13 protein-coding genes are annotated in these 11,695 nt (G+C 36.4%); all 13 read left to right on the top strand.

The genetic code is table 11. The features are described from left to right. The first annotated feature begins 36 nt into the window (after positions 1-36). Positions 37-357: a hypothetical protein gene (locus tag EC501_RS13590; RefSeq protein ID WP_122972847.1), complete on the top strand. Its 321-nt coding sequence runs from the start codon at positions 37-39 to the stop codon at positions 355-357. A gap of 2 nt (positions 358-359) precedes the next feature. After that, positions 360-683: a hypothetical protein gene (locus EC501_RS13585; protein ID WP_122972846.1), complete on the top strand. Its 324-nt coding sequence runs from the start codon at positions 360-362 to the stop codon at positions 681-683. Further along, complete coding sequence (locus tag EC501_RS13580) at positions 646-1,032, top strand: phage head closure protein (protein WP_122972845.1); 387 nt, start codon at positions 646-648, stop codon at positions 1,030-1,032. The genes EC501_RS13585 and EC501_RS13580 overlap by 38 nt, the downstream gene beginning before the upstream one ends. Continuing rightward, a complete protein-coding gene (locus EC501_RS13575) occupies positions 1,025-1,435 on the top strand; it encodes a hypothetical protein (RefSeq protein ID WP_122972844.1) in 411 nt (136 codons plus the stop codon). Before EC501_RS13580 ends, EC501_RS13575 begins: the two co-directional genes overlap by 8 nt. Then, positions 1,419-1,838, top strand: a complete 420-nt coding sequence (locus EC501_RS13570) for a hypothetical protein (protein ID WP_241559354.1) — start codon at positions 1,419-1,421, stop codon at positions 1,836-1,838. The genes EC501_RS13575 and EC501_RS13570 overlap by 17 nt, the downstream gene beginning before the upstream one ends. Further along, a complete protein-coding gene (locus EC501_RS13565) occupies positions 1,838-2,422 on the top strand; it encodes a phage tail protein (protein ID WP_122972843.1) in 585 nt (194 codons plus the stop codon). The genes EC501_RS13570 and EC501_RS13565 overlap by 1 nt, the downstream gene beginning before the upstream one ends. A 60-nt stretch (positions 2,423-2,482) precedes the next feature. After that, positions 2,483-2,968 (top strand): hypothetical protein, encoded by a 486-nt coding sequence (locus tag EC501_RS13560; protein ID WP_122972842.1) that lies wholly within the window; start codon positions 2,483-2,485, stop codon positions 2,966-2,968. Positions 2,969-3,152: 184 nt separating this feature from the next. Then, positions 3,153-5,567: a phage tail tape measure protein gene (locus EC501_RS13555; protein ID WP_122972841.1), complete on the top strand. Its 2,415-nt coding sequence runs from the start codon at positions 3,153-3,155 to the stop codon at positions 5,565-5,567. A gap of 9 nt (positions 5,568-5,576) precedes the next feature. Continuing rightward, positions 5,577-7,019 carry a distal tail protein Dit gene (locus tag EC501_RS13550; RefSeq protein ID WP_158599717.1) on the top strand — a complete coding sequence of 481 codons (1,443 nt, stop codon included), beginning with the start codon at positions 5,577-5,579 and terminating at the stop codon, positions 7,017-7,019. Next, positions 7,016-10,939 carry a phage tail spike protein gene (locus tag EC501_RS13545; protein ID WP_122972839.1) on the top strand — a complete coding sequence of 1,308 codons (3,924 nt, stop codon included), beginning with the start codon at positions 7,016-7,018 and terminating at the stop codon, positions 10,937-10,939. Before EC501_RS13550 ends, EC501_RS13545 begins: the two co-directional genes overlap by 4 nt. 11 nt (positions 10,940-10,950) lie before the next feature. After that, a complete protein-coding gene (locus EC501_RS13540; protein WP_122972838.1) occupies positions 10,951-11,235 on the top strand; it encodes a hypothetical protein in 285 nt (94 codons plus the stop codon). Then, complete coding sequence (locus tag EC501_RS13535; protein ID WP_122972837.1) at positions 11,228-11,371, top strand: XkdX family protein; 144 nt, start codon at positions 11,228-11,230, stop codon at positions 11,369-11,371. The genes EC501_RS13540 and EC501_RS13535 overlap by 8 nt, the downstream gene beginning before the upstream one ends. A gap of 64 nt (positions 11,372-11,435) precedes the next feature. Continuing rightward, positions 11,436-11,693 carry a hypothetical protein gene (locus tag EC501_RS13530; protein ID WP_148037829.1) on the top strand — a complete coding sequence of 86 codons (258 nt, stop codon included), beginning with the start codon at positions 11,436-11,438 and terminating at the stop codon, positions 11,691-11,693. Positions 11,694-11,695 lie beyond the last annotated feature (2 nt).

The following is an 11,695-nucleotide window of genomic DNA, read 5'->3' as shown; positions in this document are numbered from 1 at the left end:
TATGCCTCTCTATTTTCAATTTAAGGAGGAAAATAAATGTCAATAAAGGTTGTAACACCATTTAATGATAAAGAAACAGATCATGTTTATCGTGTAGGAGATGAATACCCAGCAAAGGGATATGAAGCTTCATCTGAACGTATCGAGTTTTTATCTAAGCCACACCCAGAAACCAAGAAGGTTTATTTGTTTGTAGAAGAAGATCAATCTAAGAAGGATTTAGAATCAGATGTCGACAATGAAGGGGAGTTTCCTCAATCAACTGGCGGTGGTTGGTACCTACTATCCAATGGAGAGAAAATTCAAGGTAAAGAAGATGCTCTAGCAGCCGAAAAAGCGTTGAAAAGCGGTGAATAATCATGACAGTAACTCTTGATGAACAATTACTACAAGAGCTAAAAGATAATTTACAAATAACTTGGAACGATGAAAACACCGATAATACTCTTTCTCGTTATATTAAAAGCAGTACAACCTATTTTAATGAACTTTGCGAGACTGAGTTTTCCTTTGATGAAGGTTCTACGGTACGAGAATTAATGTTAGAACGCTGCAGATACGCATGGAATAATGCTCTTGATGAATTTGAGATTAATTATGCTAAGCGTTTACGAAGTTTAATTTTAAGTGTAGCTGTTGAACAACATGAGGCTGCCATCGGAACAGGTGATTCAACTGGTTAATAAGGCATTACGCGAAACTTTTAACGATGGAATACTTATATATGGTCAGAACAAAACAAAGCTATCTAATACAAAAAAGCAAATAGGAAAGGAATTTACACAAGAAGGAACATTAGCTTTTTCTGAATTGTCGGCACGTGAACAAGATTATTCTTTTGTAGATGCCATGAGTAGAACGTTAGATTTAAAGCTTAAAACAATGTACCCACCTGTTTTAAAAGGTAAATTATCAAATGATTATACAGTCCGTATTGATAATGTGGAATACAACACAGTGAAAATTGATAGAGATCCAAATAATCCCTACTTATATTGGTATTTACAGAGAGTTGGTGTAGTAAATGAATGATAAAACCAAAGCGTATATGATGAAAGTAAAAAAAGAGCTGGTAGAAGCTTTGGAAAAAGCGTTCCCTAATTTACCGATTTACGAAGATGAAGTACCTGATGATGAGACTCAAAAATATGATCACAACCCCTATCATTTATTAGTTTATTCGATGGGTGACTTTACAAAAGGTGAAAACACTAGTAATTCGTTAACTCAATCCATCACAATCATTTATTACTCAGAAAACAGAGACGACTTTGACGAAACAATTATCGATATACTTGGTGTTGCAGTAAATGTCAAAAGCATTACATTTAGTGATTGTACTAAAGCTAGAGCAAGACATGCTGATACAAATCGCTTTGTAGACATAGCAAATATCGAGTTGAATAGGGTGGTTAAACTTGAGTATCAAATATGAATTTGATTATCGAGAGTTTAAAGAAATAGCTGAGAAAATGAAAAATCTCGGGCGCAGTATGGAAAGAGAAATTAACACCATTTTAAAGAAAGATGGTGAAGAAATACTCGCTCCTGAAATCACACAATTAATAAAGACATCAGATAAGGAAAAAGGTGTACATGCTAATCGAACAAAATGGTATAAGGCCGAGTTTGGAAATTTAGAAATTACTATAAAAGCAAAAGGGGGAGCAGCAAATAAACCTGGATCATTCGGTTATTTAGTTTTCCCAAACGAAGGACGAGGCCCGAGTAATCATGTAGCTCAAAAATTCTTTGAACGAGGTGTTGACAAGGGGTTACCTAAATTAACAGACATTACTCAAAATAAATTAATAGATAAGTTGGAGGAGGTACTTTAATGACTGTAACAGTATTTGATACAACAGACATTTCACATGCTGGTATTCGTTTCAAACAATCCGACGGAACATATGGTGAAGGAACAGATTTTGGATTGGTTGGAACTATGGAAGGAGAGGGAGAAGTTCAATCAGTTCAAAAAATGCAAGGAGCAAGAATAATTAAGCAAAAGTCAAAAACAACTAAAATAGCAGTTACTGTATCTGGCCATATTCCTGTTCAAGTAGCGCGTGATTATTTTGGAATGACTAATGAAAAATTAAAAGCGGGAGTCTATTCAGCTGGTATAAATACTCTTGGCAAAGATTTTATATTTACGGTAACTGCTGTGGATGATTTTGAAGGAAATAAGAAATTAATGGCATTTCCAAATTGCTCAAATAGCGGAGGTTTTAAAATCACCCCTTTAGAAGCAGCAGTAGAAGAAGTGGCTATGTTGGAACTAACATTTGATTCACTTCCAGATTCAGCAGATCAATTTTACTATGAAGCTATCGTAGCAGATACAACGGACCCGACATTAGTAGAACAGTGGCATACAAACTTTAGTCGTGAACTAGTCGAGTTAGTAGAAACAGTTTAAAAATTAAAGCTCACTTTATAGTGGGCTTTTTTTAATTAAAAAGAAAAGGGAGATTTCTATATGAATGGAAAACGAAAATTACCTGTTGTGGAATTATTCGATGTTGAAGTTAAGGAAGAAAATGGTGAATTTTTCGAGGAGAAAACAAATAAAGAACGATTTCCTCTATTTTTTAACAACCACTCATTAAAAGTAGGTCGAGAGTATGGAATCCTTGAAAAAGCGCTTGAAAGTGAGTTACTAGAAATGATTTCAGCAATGGGAATAGAAGCAGCAACCAAAGGTGAACTTTCTGCAGCTGAAGTAGTTTTAGTCAAAGATAAATTAGATAAAGATCACATGAAAAATGTTATTTACTTAGGATATGTTGGACCAAGAAATGATTTTTACGATCTAGAAACATTTAAAAATAAATACAATGCTGATTTTGAAGAAGTACTAGATACTTACTTGAATTTATTAATGTACAACTTTTCAAAAGACACGAATAACAATTTCAAAAAGGCACTAGAACAAGCAACTGAAAAACAAAAGGGAAAAAAGTAGTTTCTCCAAAACTCACATTTGAGTGTTTGGAGGATTTTTTTGTTTGGTGCACAGTTGCGCTTGAAATTAAAGAGGAAGTATTTTGGAAAGCACCATTCCCAAATTTAAATCGAATTATTGAAAATACAATCGCAGTTAAAGGATGGATGAATCACCCTAAAACGATATAAAGGCGGTGAGAATAGTGGCAAAAAGCCCAGAAGCAAAAATAACTGTCAAAATGTTTAACGATGATTTCAAAAAAAGTTCTAAAGAGCTACAAGCTGAAACATCTAAGTTAAACCGTGATTTTAAATTACAGCAAGAACAAATGAAACTAACTTCTTCTGAGAGTGAAAAACTAGAAGCAAAGTTGCAGTTTCTAATCCAAAAGCAAGATATTGCAAGACGTTCAGTGGAGCAAGCTGAAACTGCATACGAACAAGCGAAACAACTATTTGGGGAAAATTCCGATGCTGCTCAACAAATGGCCAAAAATCTAACGAATGCCCAAATAGAAGAGCAAAAACTTGCTAATCAAATCATCCAAACAAACCAAAGTTTAGAAAAACAAAAACTTAGTACTCTTGATTTAAAAGCTGAAGTTTCTAAGTTGGATGCAGCCTTTCAATTACAACAAGAACAAATGAAACTAACTGCTTCCGAAACGGATCGATTAGAATCTAGCATACAGTTTCTAACCCAAAAGCAAGATTTAATGAAACGTTCGATTGAACAAACGGAATCAGCCTATCGCCAAGCTAGCGAATCATTTGGAGAAAATTCAAAAGTTGCTCAAGATCTTGCTCAAAAGTTAGCAAGTGTTAGAGTTGATGAACAAAAACTTGCCAATGAAATTGCACAAACAAATCAGAAGCTCGCCGAACAAAGGGGAGAGGCAGATAAAACTGCGTCAAAACTTGATAAATTAAAGCGAGGTTTAAGAGAATTAAAGGATGCTTCTAAAGATGCTGCAAAAGAAATAGGTTCTGGGTTAGCTGCAGGAAGTGCAACTATTACTGCAGGTGTTGCAGGACTTACAACAGGGATGGCCGATACCAATAAGGATCTATCTATGTTAGAAGTCCAAATAGGCAAGGTTGGATTAGCCTTAGACGATATTTCTGGAGCCCGTGTTGCCTTTGACTCTGTAGGTCAAGAAACCGATCAAGTAACTGAAGCGATGGGGAACTTAATACAAGCCGGATACAAAACAAAAGATCAAATAACCGGAATATCAAAGGCGATTTCAGGAGCAATTGTAAGCTATGGGGATACTTTTACGGCTGAAGGATTAGCAGAAAGTATTACAACAACTACTCAACTCGGGGAGGCTACTGGACAACTAACCGATCTACTCGAGAAAAGTGGTGAACCTGTAGACGATTTTAATAAAAAAATGCAATCTTTTTCATCTACTGAGGAACGCGCGAATTACATTTCTCAACTGTTAGCTGACCAGGGATTAACTGCAAGTTATGAAAAATACTCGGAAAATAACCAGGCAATAGTTGAAGCATCAGCATCTCAGATTGCTTTTACGGATGAACTGAATAAATTATCCGAAACACTTACACCGTTAGTAACAAAAGTAACTGAAATTATAACAAAAATTGTAGAATGGGCGAATGAAAATCCAGAACTAGTAACTACTATAACAATTGTTGCAGGTGTGATAACTACACTCGTAGCGGTATGTATGGCATTAGCCCCTATATTTGTTACTTTAAGTGGGGTTGCCGCTGCACTGGGTGTAACTATCGGTACAGTGGCAGCTCCTGTACTTATTGTAATTGGCGTCATAACAGCCTTAATAGCGATTGGTGTATTGCTTTACCAAAATTGGGATACCATCGTAGAAAAGGCGGGTCAATTAAAAGATTGGCTTCTAGAAAAATGGGAACAAATAAAGACTACAGTTACAAATAAAATTAAAGAACTAATAATAGCGGGAATGTTAAAGTTTACAGAATTTTACACATCCACACGAGATAAATTTATTTCAATAAAAAATGCTATTACAACTTTTATTACGGAAGCAAAGGAAAAAGCGCTGAATAAAATTGTTGAATTGAAAGATGGATTTGTAAATAAGGCAACAGATATAGTGAATAAAGCACGAGATAAATTTAATGAAGTCAAGAAGTTTATTACTGATCCGATAGAGAAAGCAAAAGACACGGTATCGGGTATTGTTGATGACATTAAGGGATTTTTCGATGGATTAAAATTGAAAATTCCTGATATTGATTTACCTAGTTTACCTAAATTTACTTTAGAGACTTCATCAAAAACTATTATGGGTAAGAAAATAACTTATCCAACTGGATTCGATATTAAATGGAATGCCTTAGGTGCTGTTTTTACAAAACCTACTATTGCAGGTATTAACAATGGCGTCTTACAAGGTTTTGGAGAAGCTGGACCAGAGGCTGCATTACCACTAACGGACAGAGTGTTAGGTGCTATCGGAGCTGGTATTTCTGCAACAATGAATAGGGGTCCACAAGTTATTCAATTATTAACAGCCGATAAGCGTGTAATCGCAGAATGGATAGCAGATGATATTACGGATGTTCAATCGTTTAGACAAAATAGGTCAATTTCATTTAGAAAGTAGGTGAAACAATTGCAAGATTTATATTCTTTTAGTTTCGGTGGAATTAAAAAAGACTGGATTTATCTAGAGGACGATAGCACCGAACGTTCAGCATGGGCTCCCATTTCGAGAAATTTACTAACTATTCCAGGTAAACCCGGTGCTTATTTGCAAAATACCACCACGAATGTAAGATCTATTAAACAAAAAATTTTCTACGATGGTGAAACGCGTGAGGATTTACGTAAACTTGAGGAGGAATTGGCTGAATGGTTGATTACAGAAGAACCGCAAGAACTGATATTTGATGATGAGCCTGATCGTGTTTATTATGCTCTTGTGGATGGTAGTTTTGATATTTCGGAATTTCTTGAAATAGGAGAAGGTACCATTTCTTTTATTTGTCCAGACCCTTATAAATATAGCGATGAAAGAATAATTAACTTTCCATCCGATAGCGTTTCGTTTAGAAGTGAAGGTACAGCAGAAGCTGATCCGATATTTGAATTAGAAGTTTTACAACCAGTAACATTTGCTATGGTTCAAAATCAAGATAATGAATATATGTTAATCGGTGCCCCTGCAGATGTGAATACGCAAATTGTGGACAGCAAAACTCTATTGTTAGAAGAAACGGGGACGACCATTGATGAATGGACAACAGCTACAAGTGATATGGAAGGTGGCTCACAAGGTACAATTGGCTATGATGGTGCGGGTATAACTGCTCCATCATATGGAACAGGTACAGGGTTTCATGGCCCATCTGTCTACAAAGAGGTGCCTTTAACCGGTGATTTCGAAATTGAATTACGTGGTCAATTATATACGGATAATGTAAACCAAACGGGAAGGTTTGGTTTTTATTTATTTGATGATGAAATGAGAGAAATTGCAATAATGACTGCAGTTGATAATTCGATTTATGTTGAGAGGAAATTGGCTGAGGGTCGTATTGGACCGTTTATTGGCGATTTCAAAAATTACCTAATTAGTTCCCGTAATTACCAAAAAGAATGGGATAACTTTCCGGCTTATATGCGTTTACAACGTATCGGAGACAAATATACATTTTATGTAGCTCGTGTCTTAGGTGACGGAAAACATATGGACCCTTTAACAGCTAGCTGGACAGTGACAGAGGATAAATTTAGAGGGAAATTAAAATATGTCGGTATTTTCATAGACAAATATGGAACTACAGCTTCACCGCATACGAATCGTATTGATTATATAAAAGCGTATGCTCTTACTGAACAAACAATAGAACAAATACCGTTTATTGCCTATACAGGGGATGTTATTACATTTGATCATACTACTTGTGACATTTTAATTAATGGGGAAAGTCGCATGGATTTAAAAGACTTTGGCGCTAATTTCTTTAAATTGAAGAAGGGCACAAATGAATTATATGTATTACCTGATATGTCATTAAGAACAAAGGTTAGATTTAAGGAGAGATATAAATGATACACATAACAGATGGAGAAACAGGCAAGATACTCTCTTTTATCCCTTTGGGGGATTTTTGGAATGATATACACTCAAAATCTTTAAAAGATAATCAAGAAACCTATGATTTTACAACATTTGCGGATAGGAAATACTCTGAATTTTTAACAGATCGAAATCGAGTTGTTATTCCAGATGAAGATAACAATTTCATAGAGTTAATTATAGAAAACTCACGTGAATATCGTTCAAATAATGCTCTATATACACAAGTTTATACAACAGCTTCCTACCTTCAATTAAAAAAGGCAAAGGTAATAGAACCGCAAACTTTTAAAGACCAAACAGTTTCTACTATAATGGCACATACTTTAGCAGGCACTGAATTCCAGGCAGGTATTTTAGAGGGTATGGGTACTAGAACATTTGTTGTGGAGGACTATACCAATCCTTATGCCTTTATAAATACAATAGCGAATGAGTTTAGCTTAGAAAAAAGATTTCGTATTGTTGTTAATAACAATAAAGTGGTAGCTAGATATGTGGATTTGTTAAAACGTGAAGGTGAATGGAGAGGACGAGAAGTAGAGTTTGGGAAAGATTTAATTGGTATTGAACGGAAAGAAGATAATTCAAATATCGTTACTGCTCTGTTAGGGATTGGACCGGAAAAAGAAGATGGTACAAGGTTAACGGTACTTGTCACAGATGATGAAGCACTTCAACGATGGGGAAGACCTGACCCTGATACCGGTAAACTTATGCATCTCATTGAACCTTATGAACCAACTACTTCAAACAGTGACATGACATTAGACGAATTAACTCAATACACTCGTACAGAGTTAGATAAACGAATTAATACAATTGTAGAGTACAGTGGTGAAGTTGCTGATCTCGAACATATACCAGGTCTTGAAAATAAAAAGATTCGTTTTGGTGACACTATAAAAATTAAGGATACAAAATTTAAACCACCTCTATATCTTGAAGCTCGAGTTCATACTATGGAACGTTCCTTGAGTGATAAATCTCAGAAGAAGGTTACGTTAGGAGACTATATCGAATATACAGAAGAAGATGTTAAGGCGATAATGAAATCGTTACAATCCGAAATTAACAAGAAATTAACTTACATTTGGGTACGTTATTCTCAATATCCAGACGGGAGTGGCATGACAGAGGATTCTACAAATGCGAGTTACATGGGGGTTGCAATTACTAAAACAGATGCAGCACCTGAAAATCCTGAAGATTATACTTGGACTTTAATTAAAGGGGAAAAAGGAGAGGATGGCAACTCTTCTTATACTCATATCGCTTATGCTGACAACGAAACGGGGACAGTCGGCTTTACTTTCACGAATACGTTAAGTAAAACGTATATAGGAATGTATGTCGATTCTAACCCGGTAGCATCTACTGATCCGACAAAGTACAAATGGACATTGATTAAAGGGGCGGACGGGGACCAAGGTATTCCTGGACCTCCTGGTAATGATGGAAGAACACCGTATTTTCATGTAGCATACGCAAATAATGCAACGGGAACTGTTGGTTTCAGTACAACAGATAGTACAAATAAACTCTATATCGGGCAGTATACAGACTTTATAAGTGCTGATAGTACAGACCCAACCAAGTACAAATGGACGTTGATAAAAGGAGAAAAAGGAGACCCGGGCCCACAAGGTATACAAGGTCCAAAAGGTGCCGACGGTCAAACGCTTTATACCTGGATAAAGTATGCCGATACACCAACATCGGGAATGAGTAATTTCCCCGATGGCAAGAAGTATATGGGGATTGCTTACAATAAAACTACACCTACGGAATCAACCAATTACGATGATTACACTTGGACACTAGTAAAAGGTGAGCCAGGTATTCCTGGACCACCAGGAGAGGACGGAACAACGACATATACGTGGATAAAATATGCCGATAATGAAAACGGTAGCGGTATGTCCGATTCGCCTAACGGTAAACGCTATTTAGGGATTGCGTACAATAAAACGACAGCAACTGAAAGCACAAATCCATCGGACTATAGTTGGTCACCTTTGTACGATAATGTGATTCCAGGCGGAAAAAATTATTTACGTTATACAGACTTCAATACAACTCATGGGTGGACAGCATGGAACAGAAGTGGTACGTTATCAGTCGCATCGGTTCCAGGATTCCCCAACGATTTATTAAATCAAACAAGAGATAGTGAAGTCCCAGCAAATTCAGCGATAGGTGTACACAATTCGAGTATATCAGAACAAGGCTTTTCCGTTGTCGGAGGTAAAGATTACACAGTGAGTTACTATATTCGTGCTAGAGGATTAGTAAGCATGAATTATTGTTACTTGTTATATAACGATGATGGTAGCAATCAATTGTTGCCGACGGTTAAGTTTGAAGATTGCCCAATAGTTAAATTGAACGGTTACGACTATCATTATGTAACCCACCATTTTAAAGCAAATAGAGATGGCACTGGTGTAAGGTTACTAATCGGGGGACGTTCTGATGCTTTATATGGACCTGAAACAACGATTCCTTACTTTTATCTTAATCGTCCACAACTGGAAGATGGTAACGTGGCGTCACCGTGGGGATTGGCTCAAAAGGACGTAGAAGAAAAAATCGCACAAGCCGAGCAAAACGCCAAAGATGCTTCCGTTGGACTAGGTAACTTATATAACGGTTTTAAAGTAACAAAAGAAGACGGTATGGAAATATTGCTTTCAAATGGTTTGGTGAGAATCATTGCAAACGCTACAGGTGGTTTTAAGATTCAAAAAAGAGCAACTACTTCTTCACCATGGTTAGACATGTTTTACGCCGATACAAACGGGAAGATTTATGCATTAAACGCGGTTATTGAGGGAGAAGTCCGAGGGGTAACGGGAACATTTGGTGAGGTTAGTGTAAAAGATGGTGACTTTATTCTTCAAGATGATAATAGTAATTTAGGCTATTCCATCGCTTCTAAAACTAACCATGTTCAAGATCATTCCTTTGAATTAGTAGAACAACATGATGCACTGCCTAATAGTACGGATTTACAGTACAGCTGGGACGATATGTACTTTGGATTTTATCCGAATACACCTTGGTACATTACCAGAGGAACGCCGAAATTAGCCGTTAGTTTTGGACCGAGTGGGAAAGGTTCTATGCCGATTTTCGGCTCTAAAGGGGTTTGTGTACGCTCTACGGATGCCATGGCACAACAAATACACACCCTATCACCTTCTACAGTATATGCGCTATCTTTCTATGCAAAAAGACAATGGAATGTATCTGCCGGGGCTATTCCTAAAGTTGATATTTATCATGTAGATGCAGCAGGTACAAGATTATCGTTAGTTGCTAGTAAAACGTTCACTGCTGTTGCAAGTGATTATTCGGTGGAACGATATGGTCTTACATTTACAACTCCAGTGTTTGCTGATAATACAGAAGGAATTGAAATTGTACTTAGTGGAGCAAATGCAAACTGGGCACAGATAGATGGAGTTCAATTAATCGAAAACGATAAACCAGGTCTATACGACGAAGAAGCCAACGTGTGGAAAGTAGCGAATGGTCAATACGATGTTCTCAATAAACAAAGGGTGTTGTGGAATGGGGTGGCCTTTATGAATGCTTCAACGGTCATCACACCTGATGTACCATTACAAAAATGTCCGAACGGTTGGATATTAGTGTGGAGCGCTTATTCATCAGGTGCAGCAAACAACTGGAATTACGTTAATACCTATATTCCAAAGAGTAGATTAGGAAATCACACATTGTGTATGGTTCCGGTTGATGAAGCAGATAGTAATGCATTTACGATTAAAGCATTAAGTATTACACATAACACAATTACTGGTGTAGCAAATAACCAAAGTGGAATTAATGCACAACAAGCGGTATTAAGACAAGTATTAATGTATTAGGTGGTGGAGATATGAAACTATATTTGCTTGTAAATCCCCAAGATAATAGAGTACTAGGTTGCAGTACTACTAGCCCATTCATTCAAAACAATGTTGAAATTGAAGTTGAGGATGATCATGATGTATTAGATCATCCTTCAAATTATGTTTTTGTCGATGGAGAAATAATTTTAGATGAAGTATATCGACAACAACAAATTGAAGCCGAAGAATTGTTAAAAAACAAGCCAAAACCGGAACAGGAAATAGCAGATATGTGGTATGCCATTATGACGGGAAGTGTTAAGAATGCTTGATTTTAATAAAATTAGATATTTTTACGTTGCTAAGCTATGGACGAAAGAACAAGTTGCCGATGCAGTAACAGCAGGTGTTATTACTGCTGAACAGTACTATCAAATCGTAAAGAAACCTTATACAGAAAGTATTTAACAAGCCTTTCACAATTGTGGAGGGTTTTTATTTTGATTTAAAGTTCTAAAGGATGGTGGATGACATGCCTGAAAACAATGAATTACAGAAAGCATTAGCTCAAGCTGATCATGAGAGACGTATCGTAGAATTGGAGCGTGATATGAAAACAATTAAACCTATTGTGTACGACACAAGCAACAGTGTGAGACAAATTGAAAAGTCAGTTGAAAAAATGGAACAGAACAGTGACAAAATCAAGGGATATTTTCTAGCTGCAGCAATCAGTGGTGTGGTTGGAATTGTTTTTATAGCATTACAAAATTCAATTTTTGGAGGGTAATA

The organism is Lysinibacillus halotolerans (genome assembly GCF_003711845.1).
Lineage (GTDB): Bacteria > Bacillota > Bacilli > Bacillales_A > Planococcaceae > Ureibacillus > Ureibacillus halotolerans.
This window is presented reverse-complemented; position numbering and strand designations above follow the sequence as displayed.